General features: G+C 63.8%; 30 protein-coding genes and 1 pseudogene. All 31 read right to left on the minus strand.

The window, feature by feature from the left end; all coding sequences use genetic code 11:
• Positions 1–179 precede the first annotated feature (179 nt).
• Complete coding sequence (rpsK, locus tag ABIB54_RS05070; protein ID WP_161885428.1) at positions 180–578, minus strand: 30S ribosomal protein S11; 399 nt, start codon at positions 576–578, stop codon at positions 180–182.
• A gap of 42 nt (positions 579–620) precedes the next feature.
• Entirely contained in the window at positions 621–995 is a 375-nt protein-coding gene (gene rpsM / locus ABIB54_RS05075; protein ID WP_185201698.1) for a 30S ribosomal protein S13, read from the minus strand.
• Between the two features lie 162 nt (positions 996–1,157).
• Positions 1,158–1,274, minus strand: coding sequence for a 50S ribosomal protein L36 (rpmJ, locus tag ABIB54_RS05080; RefSeq protein WP_185201699.1), 117 nt, complete (start codon positions 1,272–1,274; stop codon positions 1,158–1,160).
• 85 nt (positions 1,275–1,359) lie between these two features.
• Complete coding sequence (infA, locus tag ABIB54_RS05085; protein ID WP_022883252.1) at positions 1,360–1,581, minus strand: translation initiation factor IF-1; 222 nt, start codon at positions 1,579–1,581, stop codon at positions 1,360–1,362.
• A 292-nt stretch (positions 1,582–1,873) separates the two neighbouring features.
• Positions 1,874–2,704: a type I methionyl aminopeptidase gene (gene map / locus ABIB54_RS05090; RefSeq protein ID WP_354574441.1), complete on the minus strand. Its 831-nt coding sequence runs from the start codon at positions 2,702–2,704 to the stop codon at positions 1,874–1,876.
• The gene (locus ABIB54_RS05095; protein ID WP_354574442.1) at positions 2,701–3,291 is read right to left on the minus strand and encodes an adenylate kinase; all 591 of its coding nucleotides are present in this window, start codon (positions 3,289–3,291) and stop codon (positions 2,701–2,703) included. The genes map and ABIB54_RS05095 overlap by 4 nt, the downstream gene beginning before the upstream one ends.
• Positions 3,288–4,613, minus strand: a complete 1,326-nt coding sequence (gene secY / locus ABIB54_RS05100) for a preprotein translocase subunit SecY (protein WP_354574443.1) — start codon at positions 4,611–4,613, stop codon at positions 3,288–3,290. The genes ABIB54_RS05095 and secY overlap by 4 nt, the downstream gene beginning before the upstream one ends.
• Before the next feature lie 104 nt (positions 4,614–4,717).
• Positions 4,718–5,326: a 50S ribosomal protein L15 gene (rplO, locus tag ABIB54_RS05105; RefSeq protein ID WP_185201703.1), complete on the minus strand. Its 609-nt coding sequence runs from the start codon at positions 5,324–5,326 to the stop codon at positions 4,718–4,720.
• On the minus strand, positions 5,326–5,511 hold the full coding sequence (rpmD, locus tag ABIB54_RS05110) for a 50S ribosomal protein L30 (RefSeq protein WP_097060176.1): 186 nt from the start codon (positions 5,509–5,511) through the stop codon (positions 5,326–5,328). Before rpmD ends, rplO begins: the two co-directional genes overlap by 1 nt.
• On the minus strand, positions 5,511–6,173 hold the full coding sequence (rpsE, locus tag ABIB54_RS05115) for a 30S ribosomal protein S5 (RefSeq protein WP_185204175.1): 663 nt from the start codon (positions 6,171–6,173) through the stop codon (positions 5,511–5,513). Before rpsE ends, rpmD begins: the two co-directional genes overlap by 1 nt.
• A gap of 32 nt (positions 6,174–6,205) precedes the next feature.
• A complete protein-coding gene (gene rplR, locus ABIB54_RS05120; protein ID WP_185204174.1) occupies positions 6,206–6,577 on the minus strand; it encodes a 50S ribosomal protein L18 in 372 nt (123 codons plus the stop codon).
• Positions 6,578–6,579: 2 nt separating this feature from the next.
• The gene (rplF, locus tag ABIB54_RS05125; RefSeq protein WP_185201704.1) at positions 6,580–7,116 is read right to left on the minus strand and encodes a 50S ribosomal protein L6; all 537 of its coding nucleotides are present in this window, start codon (positions 7,114–7,116) and stop codon (positions 6,580–6,582) included.
• Between the two features lie 6 nt (positions 7,117–7,122).
• Entirely contained in the window at positions 7,123–7,521 is a 399-nt protein-coding gene (gene rpsH, locus ABIB54_RS05130) for a 30S ribosomal protein S8 (protein ID WP_354574444.1), read from the minus strand.
• A 75-nt stretch (positions 7,522–7,596) separates the two neighbouring features.
• A complete protein-coding gene (gene rplE, locus ABIB54_RS05135) occupies positions 7,597–8,187 on the minus strand; it encodes a 50S ribosomal protein L5 (protein ID WP_185201706.1) in 591 nt (196 codons plus the stop codon).
• Positions 8,188–8,468: 281 nt separating this feature from the next.
• A pseudogene (gene rplX, locus ABIB54_RS05140) lies at positions 8,469–8,798 on the minus strand (50S ribosomal protein L24); the annotation flags it as partial.
• Positions 8,799–8,800: 2 nt separating this feature from the next.
• Positions 8,801–9,169: a 50S ribosomal protein L14 gene (rplN, locus tag ABIB54_RS05145; RefSeq protein WP_196830804.1), complete on the minus strand. Its 369-nt coding sequence runs from the start codon at positions 9,167–9,169 to the stop codon at positions 8,801–8,803.
• Between the two features lie 32 nt (positions 9,170–9,201).
• Complete coding sequence (gene rpsQ, locus ABIB54_RS05150; protein ID WP_185201708.1) at positions 9,202–9,498, minus strand: 30S ribosomal protein S17; 297 nt, start codon at positions 9,496–9,498, stop codon at positions 9,202–9,204.
• Positions 9,498–9,821, minus strand: a complete 324-nt coding sequence (gene rpmC, locus ABIB54_RS05155; RefSeq protein ID WP_354574445.1) for a 50S ribosomal protein L29 — start codon at positions 9,819–9,821, stop codon at positions 9,498–9,500. Before rpmC ends, rpsQ begins: the two co-directional genes overlap by 1 nt.
• Positions 9,821–10,240 (minus strand): 50S ribosomal protein L16, encoded by a 420-nt coding sequence (rplP, locus tag ABIB54_RS05160; RefSeq protein WP_147783470.1) that lies wholly within the window; start codon positions 10,238–10,240, stop codon positions 9,821–9,823. The genes rpmC and rplP overlap by 1 nt, the downstream gene beginning before the upstream one ends.
• A gap of 4 nt (positions 10,241–10,244) precedes the next feature.
• Positions 10,245–11,054 (minus strand): 30S ribosomal protein S3, encoded by an 810-nt coding sequence (gene rpsC / locus ABIB54_RS05165; protein WP_354574446.1) that lies wholly within the window; start codon positions 11,052–11,054, stop codon positions 10,245–10,247.
• A complete protein-coding gene (rplV, locus tag ABIB54_RS05170) occupies positions 11,054–11,467 on the minus strand; it encodes a 50S ribosomal protein L22 (RefSeq protein WP_354574447.1) in 414 nt (137 codons plus the stop codon). Before rplV ends, rpsC begins: the two co-directional genes overlap by 1 nt.
• 25 nt (positions 11,468–11,492) lie before the next feature.
• Entirely contained in the window at positions 11,493–11,774 is a 282-nt protein-coding gene (rpsS, locus tag ABIB54_RS05175) for a 30S ribosomal protein S19 (protein WP_185201712.1), read from the minus strand.
• A 12-nt stretch (positions 11,775–11,786) separates the two neighbouring features.
• Entirely contained in the window at positions 11,787–12,626 is an 840-nt protein-coding gene (gene rplB, locus ABIB54_RS05180) for a 50S ribosomal protein L2 (protein WP_185201713.1), read from the minus strand.
• A gap of 19 nt (positions 12,627–12,645) precedes the next feature.
• Positions 12,646–12,948, minus strand: a complete 303-nt coding sequence (rplW, locus tag ABIB54_RS05185) for a 50S ribosomal protein L23 (RefSeq protein ID WP_185201714.1) — start codon at positions 12,946–12,948, stop codon at positions 12,646–12,648.
• The gene (rplD, locus tag ABIB54_RS05190; RefSeq protein WP_354574448.1) at positions 12,945–13,676 is read right to left on the minus strand and encodes a 50S ribosomal protein L4; all 732 of its coding nucleotides are present in this window, start codon (positions 13,674–13,676) and stop codon (positions 12,945–12,947) included. Before rplD ends, rplW begins: the two co-directional genes overlap by 4 nt.
• A 4-nt stretch (positions 13,677–13,680) precedes the next feature.
• Positions 13,681–14,331 carry a 50S ribosomal protein L3 gene (rplC, locus tag ABIB54_RS05195; RefSeq protein ID WP_185201716.1) on the minus strand — a complete coding sequence of 217 codons (651 nt, stop codon included), beginning with the start codon at positions 14,329–14,331 and terminating at the stop codon, positions 13,681–13,683.
• 8 nt (positions 14,332–14,339) lie between these two features.
• Complete coding sequence (rpsJ, locus tag ABIB54_RS05200; RefSeq protein ID WP_147783478.1) at positions 14,340–14,648, minus strand: 30S ribosomal protein S10; 309 nt, start codon at positions 14,646–14,648, stop codon at positions 14,340–14,342.
• 426 nt (positions 14,649–15,074) lie between these two features.
• Positions 15,075–15,761, minus strand: coding sequence for a YoaK family protein (locus ABIB54_RS05205; protein WP_354574449.1), 687 nt, complete (start codon positions 15,759–15,761; stop codon positions 15,075–15,077).
• 218 nt (positions 15,762–15,979) lie between these two features.
• Positions 15,980–16,948, minus strand: a complete 969-nt coding sequence (locus ABIB54_RS05210) for a DNA topoisomerase IB (RefSeq protein WP_354574450.1) — start codon at positions 16,946–16,948, stop codon at positions 15,980–15,982.
• Between the two features lie 281 nt (positions 16,949–17,229).
• Entirely contained in the window at positions 17,230–18,423 is a 1,194-nt protein-coding gene (gene tuf, locus ABIB54_RS05215; RefSeq protein WP_185201720.1) for an elongation factor Tu, read from the minus strand.
• A 108-nt stretch (positions 18,424–18,531) separates the two neighbouring features.
• A complete protein-coding gene (fusA, locus tag ABIB54_RS05220) occupies positions 18,532–20,649 on the minus strand; it encodes an elongation factor G (RefSeq protein WP_354574451.1) in 2,118 nt (705 codons plus the stop codon).
• Positions 20,650–20,724 lie beyond the last annotated feature (75 nt).

Here is a 20,724-nt window from a genome sequence, read left to right on the forward strand (position 1 = left end):
TGCGTGCGGCGGGTGGCGGGCCCGTCGTTCTATTGAGTTGTGTTCGTGGTGAAACCTGTGCTGATCGAGTAGGCCGCCTGCGGCCGTGTCGAGACCCCCGTCACGCGGTGATGGCTGGTGTCTCGACACGCTCGCTAGCGCTCGCTACTCGACCCGCAGGCGAGTGTGGCGCTTCGCGCCTACACGCGCCTGCGCTTGGGCGGACGGCATCCGTTGTGCGCCTGGGGGGTGACGTCGTTGATCGAGCCGACCTCGAGGCCTGCAGCCTGAAGTGAGCGGATCGCGGTCTCGCGGCCTGATCCCGGTCCCTTGACGAAGACGTCGACCTTCTTGACACCGTGCTCCTGCGCCTGACGCGCAGCGGACTCGGCGGAGAGCTGGGCGGCGAAGGGCGTGGACTTACGCGAACCCTTGAAACCGACGGTGCCGGACGATGCCCAGCTCAGTACGGCACCGGTGGGGTCGGTGATCGTCACGATGGTGTTGTTGAAGGTCGACTTGATGTGAGCCTGACCGACAGCGACGTTCTTCTTCTCTTTACGACGCGGCTTACGAGCGGCCGATTTTGGTGCTGCCATTGTTTTCTCCTAAAACTTTTATGGCGATACGAGCAGTGCTCGCTATCGGGCCTTCTTCTTGCCTGCGACGGTGCGCTTCGGGCCCTTGCGGGTACGAGCGTTGGTTTTGGTGCGCTGTCCGTGAACCGGGAGACCACGGCGGTGACGAATGCCCTGGTAGCTGCCGATCTCGACCTTGCGACGGATGTCCGCGGCGACCTCGCGGCGGAGGTCACCCTCTACCTTGAAGTTTCCTTCGACGTAGTCGCGGAGCGCGATGAGCTGGTCATCGGTCAGATCCTTGACGCGGATCTCCCCGCTGATTTCGGTGTCCGCGAGGGTCTTGAGTGCCCTCGTGCGGCCAACACCGTAGATGTAGGTCAATGCGACCTCGACGCGCTTATCGCGCGGGATGTCGACTCCTGCTAGACGAGCCATTGTGGCTTCTCCTGGTTGTGAGTGGAGGTCTGTAGCAGCACCTGTGCAGCGGCCTCCGACCGCTGGTGTCCCCCACCTGCGTGGGATCTGGTGTTGCTATGTGTGTTGCGTGTTCAGTTGTGTGCGGTGCTCGGATGGGCCGCTCAGCGACCCGGCCGAGACCTAACCCTGGCGCTGCTTGTGGCGCGGGTTGTTCTTGCAGATGACCATGACGTTGCCGTTGCGACGGATCACGCGGCAGTGCTCGCACATGGGCTTGACGCTCGGGGCGACCTTCATTGCTTTCTTCTTTCGCTGTCTTCGTACCGGTGCGGCGTCACGCCGAACCGGCCGTTACTTTCCAGCAATCACGTGCCGGGTGGCACTACTTGTAGCGGTAGACGATCCGGCCGCGGGTCAGGTCGTACGGGCTCAGCTCTACGATCACGCGGTCCTCAGGGAGGATACGGATGTAGTGCTGGCGCATCTTCCCCGAAATATGGGCGAGGACTTTGTGGCCGTTTGTCAGCTCAACGCGGAACATTGCGTTGGGCAGAGCTTCGACTACTGCACCCTCGATTTCGATGACACCGTCTTTTTTGGCCATAGCCTCTTCGTCGCTAAAAGTATTGTTTACTGGTCGTGCGGATGGATTGTGGCAGTCTGGGCGTGATTAACCAGGCAGCAGACACCAAAGATCGATCTTATGCCAATCCCGGGCGTTTTGCCAACTTGTGCCTATACTCCGCCTCCGCCCACCGCGAACGCCCGCTCCCCGGCATCCGTCCCTCTCGAAAACGCAGGAGATTCGCCACCAAAATGGGGCTATCGCCGCAAAGTGGTCGGTTTCGTGGCCAATCTCCTGCGTTTTCGCGAGGTCAGCGGATCGGGGGGGGCGATCAGGGGATGGGGACGGGGACCACACCGAGGGGAGCGAGAGCTGAGGCTCCGCCGTCCTCGGCGGTGAGCACCCAGATTCCTCCGGCGTGAACGGCCACGGAGTGCTCCCAGTGCGCAGCCATCGTGCCATCCAGGGTCGCGACGGTCCACTCGTCTTCCCGGGTGAAGGTATCGATTCCCCCGGCGGTCACCATCGGTTCGATCGCTACCACGAGCCCGGGTCTCACCCGCGGTCCCCGGTCCCGCACCCGATAGTTGAACACGGGAGGATCCTCGTGCATCGAGCGCCCGATGCCGTGGCCGACGTAGTCCTCGAGGATGCCGTAGCTGCCCTGGGAGTCGATGTAGTCCTCCATCTCCCCACCGATGTGGTTGAGATGGGTGGCGGAGGCGAGGGAGGCGATGCCCCGCCAGAGCGACTGCTCCGTGACATCCGAGAGCTTCTGCCGCTCCGCAACGAGGGACGGGCGAGAGGGGTCCGGCACGACGACGGTGATGGCCGCATCCCCGTTCCAGCCGGCGAGCTCGGCTCCGCTGTCGATCGACACGATGTCACCCGGCTCGAGCACGCGCGCGCCCGGAATCCCGTGCACGATGTCGTCATTCACGGAGGTGCAGATCGTGTGCCGGTATCCCGGCTCCTTCATGAAGTTGGGCACGGCGCCGAGCGCCCTGATGGTCGCCTCGGCGATCCCGTCGAGCTCGAGCGTCGTGACGCCCGCCCGAATCGCGGACTTCACCGCGGCGAGGGATGCTGCCGTGGCGAGACCCGGCGAAACCATGAGCCTCAGCTCCGCCGGAGTCTTGTAGATGTTCTTGCGAAGGCTCACTTCGCTGCGGGCACGATTCCGCGAGCAGCGAGAGCCTCGGAGATGCGGGCGCTCACGTCGTCGATTTCACCGAGACCATCGACCTCGATCAGCAGGTCGCGATCGCGATAGACCGCGATCAAGGGTGTGGTCTCGCGGCCGTATACCTGCTGGCGGTGACGGATCGCGTCCTCGGTGTCATCGGAGCGCCCCTGCTCGATCGCGCGCTTGCGCAGCCGGGCCACCACTTCCTCCTGGTCTGCGACGAGCTGGATCACGGCGTCGAGGGACTGCCCCTTCCCGGCGAGCAGGTCATCGAGGTAGGACACCTGCTCGAGGGTACGGGGATAGCCGTCGAGCAGGAAGCCGTCCCGCGCGTCAGCCTCTTCGAGCCGGCTCTTGACCAGCGCATTGGTGAGCGAATCGGGCACGTAGTCGCCCGCATCCACGATCGCCTTCACCTCGATGCCGAGAGGGGTCTCTTCCGTGATGTTCTTGCGGAAGATGTCCCCTGTGGCGATCGCTGGAATCGCATAGGTCTCGAGGAGCCGAGCAGACTGGGTGCCCTTGCCGGCCCCGGGCGGACCGACGATCAGCAGGCGGGTCAACGGAGCAGGCCCTCGTAGTGGCGCTGCTGCAGCTGGGAGTCGATCTGCTTGACCGTCTCGAGTCCGACACCCACGATGATCAGGATGCTCGCGCCTCCGAAGGGGAAGTTCTGGTTCGCGCCGAACAGGCCGAGCGCGATCAGCGGCACGAGAGCGATCAGGCCGAGGTAGATGGACCCCGGCAGTGTGACGCGGGTGAGCACGTAGTCGAGATACTCGGCGGTCGGACGGCCGGCGCGGATGCCGGGGATGAATCCGCCGTACTTCTTCATGTTGTCGGCGACTTCCTCCGGGTTGAAGGTGATCGCGACGTAGAAGTAGGTGAAGCCGACGATGAGCAGGAAGTACAGGGCCATGTACAGCGGGTTGTCACCCGTGCGCAGGTTGTCGGTGATCCAGGTGACCCAGGGGGCCGGGGCCTTGCCCGGGGCCGGCTGGTTGAACTGGGCGATCAGCGCCGGCAGATAGAGCAGCGAGGAGGCGAAGATAACCGGCACCACGCCGGCCATGTTGACCTTGATCGGAATGTAGGTGTTGTTGCCGCCATAGGTACGCCGGCCGACCATCCGCTTGGCATATTGCACCGGGATGCGTCGCTGGGACTGCTCGACATAGACCACGAGCGCCATGATCACGACGCCCATCGCGATCACCAGCAGGAAGGTCTCGAAGCCCTTCGACTGCCTGATGGCCCAGAGGGATCCGGGGAAACGGGCGGCGATCGAGGTGAAGATGAGGATCGACATTCCGTTGCCGATGCCGCGCTCGGTGATGAGCTCGCCCATCCACATGATGAGGCCGGTGCCCGCCGTCATGGTGATGACCATGAGGAGGATCGCGTACCAGGCGGAGTTGGTGATGAGGGCCGAGCACTCCGGCGTGCCGGTGGAGGTCGGGAAGAGGGCGCCGCTGCGGGCGACGGTGATCAGGGTCGTGGACTGCAGCACACCGAGCGCGATGGTGAGGTAGCGGGTGTACTGGGTCAGGCGAGCCTGGCCGGACTGGCCCTCTTTATAGAGGGTGTCGAAGTGTGGGATCACGACGCGCAGAAGCTGCACGATGATCGATGCCGTGATGTAGGGCATGATGCCGAGCGCGAAGATCGACAACTGGAGAAGTGCCCCGCCGCTGAACAGGTTGACCAACTCGTACAGGCCAGAGGTTCCGGAGTTGGCGGCGAGACAGGTCTGCACGTTGCCGAAGTTGACGAACGGCGACGGTATGAAGGACCCGAGGCGGAAGAGCGCAATCAGTGCGAGCGTGAAACCGATCTTCTTCCGAAGATCGGGGGTGCGGAAGATCCGCGCTACGGCTCTGAACAACGAGGCCTCCTGGTGAGAACGGTCGGGCGAAGCAGGTGGCCCTTTCGGGCCACCTGGACGGCTGCAACTGCGGTAGATCACCGGGCCGAGGCCCGGCGTTCGCCTTAGTTTACGGAACCGCCCGCTGCAACGATCTTCTGCTCGGCAGAGCCAGAGACCTTGTCAACTGCAACGTTCAGCTTAACTGCAATGTCACCAGCGCCGAGAACCTTGACCTTCTCGTTCTTACGCACGGCACCCTTGGCGACGAGGTCGCCGATCGTGACGTCTCCACCGGCCGGGTAGAGCTCGGCCAGCTTCTCGAGGTTGACGACCTGGTACTCGACGCGGAACGGGTTCTTGAACCCGCGCAGCTTCGGGGTGCGCATGATGCTGTTCAGGTTTCCACCCTCGAGTCCGACGCGCACCGTGTAGCGGGCCTTCGTGCCCTTGGTTCCACGGCCTGCAGTCTTACCCTTGGATCCTTCACCGCGTCCGACGCGGGTACGATCTTTCTTCGCGCCGGGAGCCGGGCGGAGGTGGTGCATCTTCAGCACCTGCGGACGCGCCTCGGCAACGGGCTCTGCAGCCTTCTTCGCCGGAGCGGCCTTCGTGGTGGTCGCCTTGGCGGCGGGCGCCTTTTCGGCAGCAGCCTTGGGGGCTGCAGCCTTCGCCGTGCTCGCCTTTTTGGGGGCTGCGGCGGGGGCCTTGTCGGCCTTCGTTTCTTCAGCCATTAGTCAATCTCCTCGACCTTGACCAGGTGAGCGACGGTGCGAACGTAGCCGCGGTTCTGCGAGTTGTCCTCGCGAACCACGACATCGCCGATGCGGTGGAGCCCGAGGCTCCGCAACGTGTCGCGCTGGTTCTGCTTCTCACTAATTTTGGACTTGATCTGGGTCACCTTCAGGCGAGCAGCCATCAGACACCTGCCTTTGCGTCAGCCTGGGCACGCAGGAGACGCGCGGGCGCGACATCCTCGAGCGAGAGACCGCGACGTGCGGCAACCGCACTCGGCTCCTCGAGCTGCTTGAGGGCAGCAACGGTAGCGTGCACGATGTTGATCGTGTTGGACGAACCGAGCGACTTGCTCAGCACGTCGTGGATGCCGGCGCACTCGAGCACGGCGCGCACCGGACCACCGGCGATAACACCGGTACCGGCGGATGCCGGACGCAGCAGCACGACGCCGGCTGCGGCCTCACCCTGGACGGGGTGCGGGATGGTCACTCCGACGCGGGGAACGCGGAAGAAGTTCTTCTTCGCTTCCTCGACGCCCTTGGAGATCGCGGTCGGCACCTCGCGGGCCTTGCCGTAGCCGACACCGACCAGTCCGTTACCGTCGCCGACGACGACGAGAGCGGTGAAGCTGAAGCGACGACCACCCTTGACGACCTTGGAGACGCGGTTGATGGTGACGACGCGCTCGAGGAACTGGCTCTTCTCAGAGTCACGGCTCCCGCGCTGCTGGTTGGGGTTGCGCTCGCGTCCACCGCGGCGGGCCTCACGAGGCTCGTTTGCAGCGGGCTCGGTTGCGGCCGCAGTCTCGACGACCGTGACGGTCGGTTCGGCTTCGGTTGCCACAGGAGTCTCCTTGCTGGTGTTAGTTGTGTCGCTCACAGGTCCAGTCCACCCTCTCGAGCTCCTTCGGCGATGGCAGCGACGCGTCCCGCGTACTTGCTTCCACCGCGATCGAAAACGACGGCTTCGACACCGGCGGCCTTCGCACGCTCGGCGACGAGTTCGCCGACCTTGCGCGCCTTGGCGGTCTTGTCACCGTCGAACGTACGCATGTCTGCTTCGAGGGTCGATGCCGAGGCGAGGGTGAAACCCTTGCTGTCGTCGACGACCTGCACGAAGACGTGACGGGCCGAACGGGTGACCACGAGACGCGGTCGAAGTTCGGTGCCGACGATCTTCTTGCGAAGACGTGCGTGCCTGCGGCCCTTTGCGGCCGACTTGCTCTTGCCTCTAGTTCCGAGAGCCATGATCACTTACCACTCTTTCCGGCCTTGCGGCGGACTACCTCGCCTGCGTAGCGAACGCCCTTGCCCTTGTAGGGCTCCGGCTTGCGCAGCTTACGAATGTTGGCGGCAACTTCTCCGACAGCCTGCTTGTCGATGCCGTGCACCGTCAGCTTGTTGTTGCCTTCGACGGCAAAGGAGATGCCGGCCGGGGGATCGACCGTGATCGAGTGCGAGAAGCCGAGAGCGAACTCGAGCGAGCTGCCCTTCGCCTGCACGCGGTAACCGGTACCGACGATCTCGAGGCCCTTGGAGTAGCCGGTCGTGACGCCGATGATCTGGTTGGCGATCAGGGTGCGGGTGAGGCCGTGGAGCGAACGCGATTCGCGCTCGTCGTCCGGGCGGGTGACCAGGAGCTGGCCATCCTCGATCTTGACCTCGATCGGGCTCGCGACGGTGAGCGCGAGCTCACCTTTCGGGCCCTTGACGGTGACGGCTGAGCCGGTCACCGTGACATCGACCCCTGTGGGGATCTCAATGGGAAGGCGTCCAATACGTGACATTGGTGATTACCACACGTAGGCGAGGACTTCCCCACCCACGCCCTTCTTTGACGCCTGGCGATCCGTGAGGAGGCCAGAGGAGGTCGAGAGGATCGCGACACCGAGGCCACCGAGAACGCGAGGGATCTCCGTGGACTTCGCGTAGACGCGGAGGCCCGGCTTCGAGACGCGCTTGATTCCAGCGATGGAGCGCTCACGGTTCGGGCCGTACTTGAGGTCGAGGGTCAGGGTCTTGCCGACGCGCGCGTCTTCGATCTTCCATCCTCCGATGTAGCCCTCGGTCTTGAGGATCTCGGCGATGTGGGACTTGAGCTTGCTATTCGGCATGGACACGGTGTCGTGGTAGGCCGAGTTCGCGTTGCGCAGTCTGGTCAGCAGGTCTGCGACCGGATCTGTCATTGTCATGATGGTGGTGCCTTCCTCACCCGGTTTCGCCAGCTCTTACGGAACTGGCGACCTTGATGATCGGTGGTGCATGGGTTAGACGGGAGTGTTCTCCGCGTTGCGGAACGGGAACCCGAGGGCCTTGAGCAGTGCGCGGCCCTCGTCGTCGGTCTTGGCCGTGGTGACGACGGTGATGTCGAAGCCGCGGACCCGATCGATGCGGTCCTGGTCGATCTCGTGGAACATGGACTGCTCCGTGAGGCCGAAGGTGTAGTTGCCGTTGCCATCGAACTGCTTGTCCGAGAGGCCGCGGAAGTCGCGGATGCGGGGAAGCGCGAGCGAGAGGAGACGGTCGAGGAACTCCCAGGCACGGTCACCGCGGAGGGTGACGTGGGCGCCGATCGGCTGGCCCTCGCGGAGCTTGAACTGCGCGATGGACTTGCGGGCGGCGGTGACCTGCGGCTTCTGGCCGGTGATCGCGGTGAGGTCCTTGACGGCCCCGTCGATGATCTTGCCGTCACGGGCAGCCTCACCGACGCCGGTGTTGACGACGATCTTCACGAGCCCGGGCACCTGGTGCACGTTCGTGAAGCCGAAGTCCTTCGCCAGCTGGGCAGAGATCTCGGTCTTGTACTTCTGCTTGAGACGCGGCTGGATTTTGCCAGCTGCAGTTGCAGTGTCAGTCATTAGTCGGCGTCCTTCTCAGTTGCCTTGGTGGTCTTGGGTGCGGCCTTCGCCTTGGGAGCAGCAGCCTTGGGAGCAGCGGTCTTCGTGGCAGCGGCCTTCGCCTTGGGAGCGGCCTTGGCCTTTGGCTCAACGGCCTCGGTCGCCACGGGAGTCGTCGACTCCTCGTCGCTCACGATTCCGTCGGTGACCACGAGCTCGTCGGCCTTGTCAGCCTTCTTGGTGTCGGCCTTCTTGGTGTCGGCCTTTTTGGCGGTCGCCTTCACGGGAGTGCGTCGCGAGTCCTTGAAGTAGCGCGTGCGGGTGGTCTTGCCCGAGGCATCCGTCTCCACCGTGAAGCCGACGCGAGCCGGCTGCTTGGTGTCGGGATTGACCAGCTGCACGTTCGACACGTGGATCGGCGCTTCACGCGTCTCGATGCCACCGGTCTTGGTGCCGCGGTCGCTCTGGCCCACGCGAACGTGCTTGGTGATGTAGTTGAGCCCCTCGACGACTACGCGGTTCTTCTCCACGAGCACCTCGATGACACGACCCTGCTTGCCACGGTCGCCACCGCGAGCCTGGCTGCGGCCGCTGATGAGCTGGACGAGATCGCCCTTTTTGATGTTCGCCATGGTTACAAGACCTCCGGTGCGAGCGAGATGATCTTCATGAACTTCTTGTCGCGGAGTTCGCGACCGACCGGTCCGAAGATTCGAGTGCCACGAGGGTCGCCGTCTGCCTTGAGGATGACGGCGGCGTTCTCGTCGAACTTGATGTACGAGCCGTCGGGGCGACGGGTCTCTTTCTTGGTGCGCACGATGACTGCCTTGACGACGTCACCCTTCTTGACGTTGCCGCCAGGGATCGCATCCTTGACCGTGGCGACGATGACGTCGCCGAGGCCGGCGTAACGACGGCCGGAGCCACCGAGTACGCGAATCGTGAGCAGCTCCTTGGCACCGGTGTTATCGGCGACCTTGAGCCTGGATTCCTGCTGAAGCATTTAGGTGTCCTTATACGAAGTAAGCGCGAGGCCTACTTGGCCTTCTCGAGGATCTCGACCAGGCGCCAGTGCTTGGTGGCACTGAGCGGACGGGTCTCGCTGATGATGACGAGGTCGCCGATACCGGCCGCGTTGGCCTCATCGTGCGCCTTGACCTTGGAGGTGCGGCGGATGACCTTGCCGTAGAGGGGGTGCTTTACGCGGTCCTCGACCTCGACGACGATGGTCTTGTCCATCTTGTCGCTCGTGACATAGCCACGACGGGTCTTGCGATATCCGCGGTCCGCAGCCGTCTCTTGCGGCTCGGTGCTCTTGGTCTCGGTAGCCATTACTTCTTCTCCTCAGCCGACTCGGGGGTCGCTTCCGCAACATCCGCAGTCTTCTTGGTCTTCTTGGCGGCAGCCTTCGGGGCTACCTCGACCGGAGCGGGAGTCGCACGGATGCCCAGCTCGCGCTCACGGATGACCGTGTAGATGCGAGCGATGTCGCGCTTGACAGCGCGAAGGCGACCGTGGCTTTCCAGCTGGCCGGTGGCCGACTGGAAGCGCAGGTTGAACAGCTCTTCCTTGGCCTTCTTGAGTTCGTCGACGAGTCGCTCGTCTTCGAAGGTGTCGAGCTCGTCTGGAGCGAGCTCTTTGGAACCGATCGCCATTATGCGTCGCCCTCCTCGCGCTTGATGATGCGTGCCTTGAGTGGCAGTTTGTGGATGGCGCGGGTGAGCGCCTCGCGAGCGACAACGTCACTGACGCCGGCGAGCTCGAAGAGCACGCGACCCGGCTTGACGTTGGCGATCCACCACTCTGGAGAACCCTTACCGGAACCCATGCGGGTTTCGGCCGGCTTCTTGGTGAGCGGGCGGTCGGGGTAGATGTTGATCCACACCTTTCCACCACGCTTGATGTGACGGGTCATCGCAATTCGAGCTGCCTCGATCTGGCGGTTGGTCACATAGGCGGGAGTAATGGCCTGGATGCCGTACTCGCCGAACGTCACAGTCGTGCCACCGGTCGCCTGGCCGCTACGGCCGGGGTGATGCTGCTTACGGTGCTTGACCCTGCGGGGAATCAACATGGCTCTAGGCCTCCACTGCTACGGCTGCCGGAGCAGCGTCTGCCTTCGGAGCGGCCGTGGCTGCCGGGGCAGCTCCACGACGCGGTCCGCTGTCGCGGGCACCATCACGACGGTCATCGCGGCGCTCTGGGCGCGTTGACTTGGCGTTGGCCTGCTCGCGAGCGAGCTCCTTGTTGGTGATGTCGCCCTTGTAGATCCAGACCTTCACGCCGATGCGGCCGAAGGTGGTCTTGGCCTCGTAGAAGCCGTAGTCGATGTTCGCGCGCAGCGTGTGCAGCGGAACGCGACCCTCGCGGTAGAACTCGGAGCGGCTCATTTCCGCACCACCGAGACGACCGGAGACCTGGATTCGAACACCCTTGACCGTCGGAGTGCGCTGGGCACCCTGGAGTCCCTTGCGCATGGCACGACGGAACGCGACGCGGGCGCTGAGCTGCTCCGCGATCCCCTGTGCGACGAGCTGGGCCTCGGCCTCGGGGTTCTTGACCTCGAGGATGTTGAGCTGGATCTGCTTGCCCGAGAGCTTTTCGAGGTCGGTGCGAATGCGCTCCGCCTCGGCGCCACGACGACCGATCACGATGCCCGGACGGGCGGTGTGGATGTCGACGCGAACGCGGTCACGGGTGCGCTCGATCTCGATGCGCGCCACTCCGGCACGGTCGAGCGAGGTCTTGAGCAGGTTGCGGATCTTGATGTCTTCTGCGACGAAGTCGCTGTAGCGCTGTCCGACCTTGGTGCTGTCCGAGAACCACCGCGACACATGGTCGGTGGTGATTCCCAGGCGGAACCCGTAGGGGTTTACTTTCTGTCCCATTACTTCTTCCCTGCCTTCGCAGTCGATGGACGCTGGGAAGCCACAACAGCGGTCTCGTTCTCGTCCGGCGTTGCCAGGACGATCGTGATGTGGCTGGTGCGCTTCAGGATCTGGAATGCGCGTCCCTGGGCACGAGGCTGGAAGCGCTTGAGGGTCGTTCCCTCGTCGACATACGCCGACGAGACGAACAGATCCTGCTCATCCAGGTAGCTGTTGCTTGCATCGGCCTTGACCCGGGCGTTGGCGATAGCCGACTCCACGAGCTTGTAGACCGGGGTGCTGGCTCCCTGAGGCGCGAACTTCAGGATGGCCAGGGCCTCATGTGCCTGCTTGCCGCGGATCATGTTGACGACACGACGAGCCTTTGTGGCGGTGACGCGAATGTGCTTCACGCGAGCGATGGATTCAACCATTTCTCTTTACCTTTCCGTCCCCGCGTTAGCGGCGACGACCCTTCTTGTCGTCCTTCTCGTGTCCACGGAAGGTGCGGGTGGGAGCAAACTCTCCGAGCTTGTGCCCAACCATCGTCTCGGTGATGAACACCGGGATGTGCTTGCGGCCGTCGTGCACTGCGATGGTGTGTCCCAGGAAAGACGGGATGATCATCGAGCGACGCGACCAGGTCTTGATAACGCTCTTGCTGCTGGCTTCGTTCGCCTTGGCCACCTTGCGAAACAGGTGGTCGTCGACGAAGGGGCCCTTTTTAAGACTGCGTGGCATCCTTTACAACTCCTACTTGCGCTTCTTGCCGACATTGCGGCGGCGAACGATGAGCTTGTCGCTCTCTTTGTTGATGTGGCGGGTGCGGCCCTCTTTCTGGCCCCACGGGCTGACCGGGTGGCGTCCACCGGAGGTCTTGCCCTCTCCACCACCATGTGGGTGGTCGACCGGGTTCATGGCGACTCCACGCACGGTCGGGCGAACGCCCTTCCAGCGCATACGGCCGGCCTTTCCCCAGTTGATGTTCGACTGCTCGGCGTTGCCGACCTCGCCGATCGTGGCGCGGCAGCGCGCGTCGACGTTGCGGATCTCACCGGACGGCAGGCGGAGCTGCGCGTACGGGCCGTCCTTGGCGACGAGACGAACCGATGCTCCGGCAGAGCGAGCCATCTTGGCTCCCCCGCCCGGCTTCAGCTCGATCGCGTGGATGACGGTACCGACCGGGATGTTGCGCAGCGGCAGGTTGTTACCCGGCTTGATGTCTGCGCCGGCGCCCGACTCGATGATGTCGCCCTGGTTGAGCTTGTTCGGAGCGATGATGTAGCGCTTCGAGCCATCCACGAAATGAAGCAGCGCAATGCGCGCCGTGCGGTTCGGGTCGTACTCGATCTCGGCGACACGGGCGTTGACGCCGTCCTTGTCGTTGCGCTTGAAGTCGATCACGCGGTACTGGCGCTTGTGGCCACCACCGATGTGACGGGTCGTGATGCGACCGGCGTTGTTACGGCCACCGGTCTTGGGCAGCGGGCGAAGAAGCGACTTCTCCGGGGTCGAACGCGTGATCTCGGCAAAGTCTGCAACCGAGGAACCGCGACGACCGGGAGTTGTGGGCTTGTACTTACGAATAGCCATTGTTTTCTCTCCTCAGTCCCTAGCCGACAGCCGTGAAGATGTCGATGGAACCGGACTTGAGGGTCACGATCGCGCGCTTGGTGTCCTTGCGCTTGCCGAGACCGAACTTGGTACGGCGGGTCTTGCCCTTTTTGTTCAGGGTGTTGATCGACGCAACCTCGACGCTGAAGATCTTCTCGATCGCCAGCTTGATCTCGGTCTTGTTCGACCGCGGGTCGACGATGAAGGTGTACTTGCCCTGGTCGATCAGGCTGTAGCTCTTCTCCGAGACGACCGGCGACAGGATGACGTCGCGGGGGTCCTTCTGGGTCGCGATGCTCATGCGGATGCCTTCTCTCTCCGTGCCGCTGCACGCTCAGGGCTGACGCGCTTCTTGCTGACCGGTGCGTCGTCTTCGGTGGTCTCGACCTTGGCGGTCTTGACCGGTCCGGCGACGAAACCGTCGAAGGCGCTCTTGGTGAACACGATGTCGTCGCTCACGACGACGTCGTAGGCGTTGAGCTGGTCCCAGGTGAGCACGTGCACGCCGGGGATGTTTCGGACGCTCTTCTGGCTGATCAGGTCGTCGCGCTCGATGACGATGAGCACGTGGCTCGAGGTGGCGATGCTCGCCAGCAGCGCGACGATGGTCTTGGTCGATGGCACGTCTCCGACGGAGAGCGAGTCGACGACGTGGATGCGTCCGCCGCGGGCACGGTCCGAGAGGGCGCCGCGCAGTGCTGCCGCGATCATCTTCTTGGGGGTGCGCTGCGCGTAGTCGCGAGGGTGGGGTCCGTGGACGATTCCACCGCCGGTCATCTGGGGAGCACGGATCGATCCCTGGCGGGCACGACCGGTTCCCTTCTGCTTGAACGGCTTGCGACCGGCACCGGACACCTCACCACGACGGAGCGTGTTGTGCGTGCCCTGACGGGCCGCGGCGCGCTGGGCGACGACGACCTGGTGGATGAGCGGGACGTTGGTCTGCACGTCGAAGGTCTCGGCGGGGAGGTCGACGGAGCCGACCTTCTTTCCCTTGGAGTCGATGACGTCGAGCGTGTTGTCGGCCATGGCCTTACGCTCCCTTCACTGCGTTGCGGACGAAGACGATGCGGCCCTTGGCGCCGGGAACGGCACCCTTGACCAGGATCAGGTTCTTCTCGAGGTCGACCGAGTGCACGATGAGGTTCATCGCGGTGACGCGGTCACCACCCATGCGGCCGGCCATGCGCATTCCCTTGAACACGCGAGAAGGCGTGGAGGATGCACCGATCGAGCCGGGCTTGCGGTGGTTGCGGTGAGAACCGTGAGAGGACGAGACGCCCTTGAAGTTGTGACGCTTCATGACTCCGGCGAAGCCCTTGCCCTTGGAGGTGCCGACGACGTCGACCTTCTGGCCGGCCTCGAAGATGTCGACCGCGATCTCCTGGCCGAGCGTGTACTCGGCGGCATCCGCGGTGCGAACCTCGGTGAGGTGACGGCGAGGCGTGACGCCCGCCTTGTCGAAGTGACCGGACGCCGGCTTGTTCACCTTGCGGGGGTCGATCTGGCCGTAGGCGATCTGCACGGCGAGGTAGCCGTCGACCTCCTCTGAGCGCAGCTGGGTCACGACGTTGGGAGTGATCTCCACGACGGTGACGGGGATGAGCTTGTTGTTCGCATCCCAGACCTGGGTCATGCCGAGCTTCTTGCCCAGCAGTCCCTTGCTTGTCTTAGTAGTAGCCATGATTCGTCCTACAGCTTGATCTCGATGTTGACGTCGGCGGGGAGGTCGAGTCGCATGAGCGAGTCGACGGCCTTCGGCGTCGGGTCGATGATGTCGATGAGGCGCTTGTGGGTGCGCTTCTCGAAGTGCTCGCGGCTGTCCTTGTACTTATGAGGGGAACGGATCACGACGATCACGTTCTTCTCGGTAGGAAGGGGCACCGGGCCGACGACAGTAGCACCGGCACGGGTGACCGTGTCGACGATCTTGCGCGCCGAGCTGTCGATGACCTCGTGGTCATACGACTTAAGTCGGATGCGGATCTTTTGTCCCGCCATGTGTGACTCACTCTCTTTAATGCATCTTGGCTTCGCGACACGCGCTCGGCTATTGGATGCTCGGTTTGCTCAGTCCGCGCCCTTGGGAGGCCCGGTGCTGTCGCACCACTGTTTTTGTGTCAATGAATACTTGAGTCCGGTTGTAGCTTGGACTGCGTCGACCCCCGCGCCCGGGCGTGTTGCCCGCGCACCGAACATGGTTGTGACCACATCCAGGGGATTCGATTAAGTCGTGTTCTGCTACCCGCGGCCCAGATGATGACGCTGGATCATGACGATCCGGTCTCGCATCTGTGCACTGCCTGGCAGTGATCCCGGCGCAAAGCCGGTTTTGTTGAACTAGGAGAGTCTGCCACAGATTTGCCAGTGTCTGCAACCCGGGCGTGTCATGCTGCGGCGTGTCGCCCCCGCCCCGGAATTACCGACTCAGAGGGAGCGGCGATCCGCCGTGACGAGAGTGATCGTTCCGGCGGTGAAGATGATCGTGCCGGCGAGCAACGCGAGGGCACCGCCGGCCAACTGCACGCACACGGCGCCGATGGCCGCGCCCGCTCCCATGGCGACCACCGCGGCGAGGCGCGGGAACCAGTTCTTGCTGGATCCGCCGGCCAATCTGCTGTCCCGAGCGAGGTTGGCGAGGGTATTCGTGACGACGATCGTGGTGACATCCGAGTTGCCGATCGGCTTGACGGCGGAGACCTGGGCACCCATGACCACGGCGAGAAGGGCGGTCACCACGAGGAGCGCCGGGTGGCTGAGGTCATGGACCAGCAGCCAATAGATCGCGAGGGCGATCATCAGCGCCGCTCCCCCGATCAACACCCCTCGGCTCGAGCGCGGGAGTCCCTTTGGTGCAGATTGGCCGACGATCCGTCCACCCAGAATCGATCCGAGCACGAAGCCGAGGAGCGCGATGATGTTGTTGAGCAGCAGCGATTTGCCCGCTCCGACGAGGCTGAAGCCGATGAAGAGCACGTTACCGGTCATGTTGCCGGTGAACACCTTGTCGAGGGCGAGGTAGCTCACCGCATCGATGCACCCGGTGGATGCGGTCAGCAGCAGCAGGCCGGTGACGAAGTGATGGCCGACGGGGAGAAGTGGGGGGCGTGCCATTCCCCTAACGGTAGTGGAATCGGGCGCCCCCCTATTGCCGTCTATTCGGTGCCGACTGCTGTGTCTGCGCTATCGCGGGCGCTATCGATCTGCTCTTCGAACTTCCCGCCGGTGATCTTGTTGGCGCCCTCGAGTCCCCGGCGTATCTCCTCTGATCCCGTGCCGCCCGGTCCGGTCGGCGACACCGGCGTGCCCTACTCCCCTTGAGCCCTAAAGGATCAGTCGAACAGCAGCGAGCGCAGTTCGGCCTCCGCGGATCCGAGCCTGGCCGGATCGATAGTCGAGCCGCTCGAATAGCGGTCGATGAGGCGCGGATCCACATAGCTCTTACGCGCGATCGAAGGAGTGTTGCCGAGCACTTCAGCCGCGTCGCGCATCGCCTGTGAGATCGCGCGGTCGCGCGCCGTCTTTCGAGCCTCCGTGCCGTGCCGTGCGAGGCTCACCGCCGCCGCGACGGTGCCGTGCAGAGTGCGGAAGTCCTTGGCCGTGAAGTCACCGCCGGTGCGCTCTCGCACATACGCATTGATGTCGGAGGAGGCGATCGGATGCCAGTCTGCCCCGTCCTTCCACGCCAGCAGGCGCGCGCGGGATCCACGTCGTTTAAGCGAACGGATGACCACGGCGAGGTCGGCATCCGTGATGTCGGACTGCCACTCCTGACCGCTCTTGGCCGGAAAGTCGAGGGAGACCGTGTCACTCCGCACGCTGGCGTGAGAACACAACAGCGTGGCGAGACCGTGGCTGCCGTTGGACTCCGCGTACTGCTCGGACCCCACCCGCAGCGAGCCGGTGTCGAGCATCCGGAATGCCGCGGCAAGCGCTCGTTCGCGACTCGGGTCATCCTGGCGCAGGTCCATCGTCACGCGGCGACGGGCCGTCGGCAACGACTCGGCGAGGCTGAGAGCGCGGTCGAACTTGATGCGGTCCTTCTGCTCCCGCCAGGTGGGGTGGTAGATGTACTGGCGGCGGCCCGCGGCATCCACCCCGGTGGCCTGGATGTGGCCGTTCGCGTGAGGGGCGATCCACACGTCGGTCCAGGCCGGCGGGATCGCGAGGTGCTCGATGCGGGCGCGCAGCTCCCGGTCGGCGACCGGATGCCCCGCGGCATCCTTGTAGGAGAAACCCCGGCCGGCGCGCACCCGGCGCAGCCCGGCGCCCGATGCGTCGCTGCGGCGGAGACGGGTCATGATTCCACCCTAGGCAGCGGATGCCGGGCGGCAAGCGGGTTGCGCGGAGGGGTATTCCGTGCGTGGGCGCTCCCCGCTCGCACCGGCCCGCCCCGCCCAGGTTTTCGTGATCGAGACGTCACATTCCGTCCCAAGCGGGGCCGGGAATGACAGTTAGTGCCGGCTCGAAGCGATCGGACTGCACGGAGGACGCGGCGCGGCGCGCGGCCGCGAAAACGACGAAGGGCCACACCCTCTCGGGTGCGGCCCTTCGTGTGCGCTTGATCAGCGCCGAACAGGTACTACTTGAGGATCTTGATTACGGTTCCGGCGCCCACGGTGCGTCCACCTTCGCGGATAGCGAAGCGGAGGCCTTCCTCCATGGCGATCGGCTGAATCAGGTTGACCGTCATCTCGGTGGTGTCGCCGGGCATGACCATCTCGGTGCCCTCGGGCAGCGAAATGACGCCGGTGACGTCCGTGGTGCGGAAGTAGAACTGCGGGCGGTAGTTCGCGTAGAACGGGTTGTGACGGCCACCCTCATCCTTGGAAAGGATGTAGGCGTTCGCCTCGAACTCGGTGTGAGGCGTGACCGAACCGGGCTTGACGACAACCTGGCCGCGCTCGACGTCTTCACGCTTGGTTCCACGGAGCAGGAGTCCGACGTTCTCACCGGCGCGCGCGTCTTCGAGGGTCTTGCGGAACATCTCGATGGCGGTGACGGTGGTCTTGGAGGACTTCTCCTTGATGCCGACGATCTCGACCTCGTCGTTCGGGTGGAGGATTCCACGCTCGACACGGCCGGTGATGACGGTTCCACGACCGGTGATCGTGAAGACGTCCTCGACGGGCATGAGGAAGGGCTTCTCGGTCTCGCGAACGGGCTCGGGAACGAACTCGTCCACCTTGTCCATGAGGTCGGCAACGGTCGCTGCCCACTTCTCGTCGCCCTCGAGGGCCTTGAGTGCCGAGACGCGCACGACGGGAGCGTTGTCCCCGTCGAACTCCTGGCTCGAGAGCAGCTCGCGAACCTCGATCTCGACGAGCTCGAGGATCTCCTCGTCGTCGACGACGTCGGACTTGTTCAGTGCGACGACGATGTACGGCACGCCGACCTGGCGAGCGAGCAGCACGTGCTCACGCGTCTGGGGCATCGGGCCGTCAGTGGCGGCGACGACCAGGATCGCGCCATCCATCTGGGCAGCACCGGTGATCATGTTCTTGATGTAGTCGGCGTGGCCGGGGGCGTCTACGTGTGCGTAGTGGCGCTTCTCGGTCTGGTACTCCACGTGGGAGATGTTGATCGTGATTCCACGCTGCTTCTCCTCAGGGGAGTTGTCGATCTGGTCAAACGCGTAAGAAGCGTTCAACGTCGGGTACTTGTCGTGCAGCACCTTGGTAATTGCAGCCGTCAACGTGGTCTTACCGTGGTCGACGTGACCGATGGTACCGACGTTGACGTGTGGCTTAGTCCGCTCGAACTTTGCCTTCGCCAATTGGTCCTCCTCAGGACTTAGGTGTAGACGCCCACGGTTCGAATTGTTTCGAACCGCGTGCGCTACGGGGTTTGGATGTAGATATTTTACTTGGGTGGATAGCGGAAGCTATTCGCCCTTGTTCTTCTGGATGATCTCGTCGGCCACCGCGCGCGGCACCTCAGAGTAGCTGTCGAACGACATCGAGTACACCGCGCGGCCGGACGTCTTCGACCGGAGGTCTCCGACGTATCCGAACATCTCCGACAGGGGAACCTTCGCGGCGATGACCTTCACGCCCGTGGCATCCTCCATCGACTGGATCTGTCCACGGCGCGAGTTGAGGTCGCCGATCACGTCACCCATGTACTCCTCCGGGGTGCGCACCTCGACGGCCATGAGCGGCTCGAGCAGCACGGGATCGGCCTTGCGGGCCGCTTCCTTGAATGCCATCGAGCCGGCGATCTTGAATGCCATCTCCGAGGAGTCGACATCGTGGGATGCACCGTCGAGCAGGATCGCCATCACGCCGACCATCGGGTAACCCGCGAGCACGCCGACCTGCAGCGCGTCCTGGATGCCGTGATCGACCGACGGGATGTACTCGCGCGGGATCCGACCACCGGTGACCTTGTTGACGAACTCGTAGCTCTTCTCCGCGGTCACCTCCATCGGCTCGAGCGAGATCTGGATCTTGGCGAACTGGCCAGAACCACCGGTCTGCTTCTTGTGGGTGAAGTCGTGCTTCTCGACGACACGACGAATCGTCTCGCGGTAGGCGACCTGCGGCTTGCCGACGTTCGCTTCCACGCCGAATTCGCGCTTCATGCGGTCGACCAGGATGTCGAGGTGGAGCTCGCCCATTCCCTTGATCACGGTCTGGCCGGTGTCGATGTTCTGCTCCGTGCGGAAGGTCGGGTCCTCTTCAGCGAGCTTCTGGATCGCGAGACCCAGCTTCTCCTGGTCGGCCTTCGTCTTTGGCTCGATGGCGACCTCGATGACCGGCTCCGGGAACGTCATCGACTCGAGAACGACCTGGTTCGTCGGGTCGGTGAGGGTGTCACCCGTGGTCGTGTCCTTGAGGCCGATGACCGCGTAGATGTGACCGGCGGTCACGCTGTCGACCGGGTTCTCCTTGTTGGCGTGCATCTGGAAGATCTTGCCGATGCGCTCCTTCTTACCCTTGGTCGCGTTGACCAGCTGGGCACCAGAGTCCGCCTTGCCCGAGTAGACCCGGATGTAGGTGAGACGACCGAAGAAGGGGTGAACCGCGACCTTGAAGGCGAGGGCTGCGAAGGGCTCCGTCGAATCCGGGTGGCGAAGAATGACCTTCTCTTCGTCGCGCGGGTCGTGGGCCTCGATGGCCGGTACGTCGAGCGGGGTCGGCAGGTAGTCGACGACCGCATCGAGCATGGGCTGGACGCCACGGTTCTTGAACGCGGAACCGCAGAGCACCGGGTAGATCTGGCTCGAGATGGTGAGCTTGCGAATCGCAGCCTTGATCTCGGCGACCGAGAAGTCGGTGTCGCCCTCCATGAAGCGCTCGAGGAGCGCGTCATCGGTCTCGGCGACGACCTCGAGGAGGGCCGCACGGTACTCGTTGGCCTTCTCGACCAGGTCGGCCGGGATCTCTTCGATGTCGTACTTGGCACCGAGCTCGACGTCACCCTTGGAGTCGCCGCGCCAGGTCAGCGCGCGCATCTCGACGAGGTCGACGACACCCTCGAAGGTGTTCTCGAACCCGATCGGGAGCTGGATGACGAGGGGCTTCGCACCGAGGCGCTTGATGATGGTGTCGACGGTGTAGTAGAAGTCGGCTCCGAGCTTGTCCATCTTGTTGACGAAGCAGATGCGCGGAACGTCGTACTTGTCGGCCTGGCGCCAGACGGTCTCGGACTGGGGCTCGACGCCCTCCTTGCCGTCGAACACTGCGACAGCACCATCGAGAACGCGGAGCGATCGCTCCACCTCGACGGTGAAGTCCACGTGGCCGGGGGTGTCGATGATGTTGATCTGGTGCTTGTTCCAGAAACAGGTCGTCGCAGCGGACGTGATGGTGATGCCACGCTCCTGCTCCTGCGCCATCCAGTCCATCGTGGCTGCACCATCGTGCACCTCACCGATTTTGTGGGTGATGCCCGTGTAATACAGGATGCGCTCGGTGGTGGTGGTCTTGCCGGCATCGATGTGAGCCATGATGCCGATGTTTCGGACCTTGTGCAGGTCGGTGAGCACGTCTTGTGCCACGGAGTGTCCTTACGGTTAAAAAGTGGAATGGATGCTGGTCGAGTAGGGCGTCAGCGCAGGTGTCGAGACCCAGGG

Source organism: Frigoribacterium sp. UYMn621, assembly GCF_040549525.1.
Taxonomy (GTDB): Bacteria; Actinomycetota; Actinomycetes; order Actinomycetales; family Microbacteriaceae; genus Lacisediminihabitans.

What these genes read in the sequence shown, in the direction of transcription:
- rpsK (WP_161885428.1), bottom strand. Translation starts at nt 578, where the DNA reads ATGGCAGCACCAAAATCGGCCGCTCGTAAGCCGCGTCGTAAAGAGAAG.
- rpsM (WP_185201698.1), bottom strand. Translation starts at nt 995, where the DNA reads ATGGCTCGTCTAGCAGGAGTCGACATCCCGCGCGATAAGCGCGTCGAG.
- rpmJ (WP_185201699.1), bottom strand. Translation starts at nt 1,274, where the DNA reads ATGAAGGTCGCCCCGAGCGTCAAGCCCATGTGCGAGCACTGCCGCGTG.
- infA (WP_022883252.1), bottom strand. Translation starts at nt 1,581, where the DNA reads ATGGCCAAAAAAGACGGTGTCATCGAAATCGAGGGTGCAGTAGTCGAA.
- rplO (WP_185201703.1), bottom strand. Translation starts at nt 5,326, where the DNA reads ATGGCTGAAGAAACGAAGGCCGACAAGGCCCCCGCCGCAGCCCCCAAA.
- rpmD (WP_097060176.1), bottom strand. Translation starts at nt 5,511, where the DNA reads ATGGCTGCTCGCCTGAAGGTGACCCAGATCAAGTCCAAAATTAGTGAG.
- rplR (WP_185204174.1), bottom strand. Translation starts at nt 6,577, where the DNA reads ATGGCTCTCGGAACTAGAGGCAAGAGCAAGTCGGCCGCAAAGGGCCGC.
- rplF (WP_185201704.1), bottom strand. Translation starts at nt 7,116, where the DNA reads ATGTCACGTATTGGACGCCTTCCCATTGAGATCCCCACAGGGGTCGAT.
- rpsH (WP_354574444.1), bottom strand. Translation starts at nt 7,521, where the DNA reads ATGACAATGACAGATCCGGTCGCAGACCTGCTGACCAGACTGCGCAAC.
- rplE (WP_185201706.1), bottom strand. Translation starts at nt 8,187, where the DNA reads ATGACTGACACTGCAACTGCAGCTGGCAAAATCCAGCCGCGTCTCAAG.
- rplN (WP_196830804.1), bottom strand. Translation starts at nt 9,169, where the DNA reads ATGCTTCAGCAGGAATCCAGGCTCAAGGTCGCCGATAACACCGGTGCC.
- rpsQ (WP_185201708.1), bottom strand. Translation starts at nt 9,498, where the DNA reads ATGGCTACCGAGACCAAGAGCACCGAGCCGCAAGAGACGGCTGCGGAC.
- rpmC (WP_354574445.1), bottom strand. Translation starts at nt 9,821, where the DNA reads ATGGCGATCGGTTCCAAAGAGCTCGCTCCAGACGAGCTCGACACCTTC.
- rplP (WP_147783470.1), bottom strand. Translation starts at nt 10,240, where the DNA reads ATGTTGATTCCCCGCAGGGTCAAGCACCGTAAGCAGCATCACCCCGGC.
- rpsC (WP_354574446.1), bottom strand. Translation starts at nt 11,054, where the DNA reads ATGGGACAGAAAGTAAACCCCTACGGGTTCCGCCTGGGAATCACCACC.
- rplV (WP_354574447.1), bottom strand. Translation starts at nt 11,467, where the DNA reads ATGGTTGAATCCATCGCTCGCGTGAAGCACATTCGCGTCACCGCCACA.
- rpsS (WP_185201712.1), bottom strand. Translation starts at nt 11,774, where the DNA reads ATGCCACGCAGTCTTAAAAAGGGCCCCTTCGTCGACGACCACCTGTTT.
- rplB (WP_185201713.1), bottom strand. Translation starts at nt 12,626, where the DNA reads ATGGCTATTCGTAAGTACAAGCCCACAACTCCCGGTCGTCGCGGTTCC.
- rplW (WP_185201714.1), bottom strand. Translation starts at nt 12,948, where the DNA reads ATGAGCATCGCGACCCAGAAGGACCCCCGCGACGTCATCCTGTCGCCG.
- rplD (WP_354574448.1), bottom strand. Translation starts at nt 13,676, where the DNA reads ATGGCCGACAACACGCTCGACGTCATCGACTCCAAGGGAAAGAAGGTC.
- rplC (WP_185201716.1), bottom strand. Translation starts at nt 14,331, where the DNA reads ATGGCTACTACTAAGACAAGCAAGGGACTGCTGGGCAAGAAGCTCGGC.
- rpsJ (WP_147783478.1), bottom strand. Translation starts at nt 14,648, where the DNA reads ATGGCGGGACAAAAGATCCGCATCCGACTTAAGTCGTATGACCACGAG.
- ABIB54_RS05205 (WP_354574449.1), bottom strand. Translation starts at nt 15,761, where the DNA reads ATGGCACGCCCCCCACTTCTCCCCGTCGGCCATCACTTCGTCACCGGC.
- ABIB54_RS05210 (WP_354574450.1), bottom strand. Translation starts at nt 16,948, where the DNA reads ATGACCCGTCTCCGCCGCAGCGACGCATCGGGCGCCGGGCTGCGCCGG.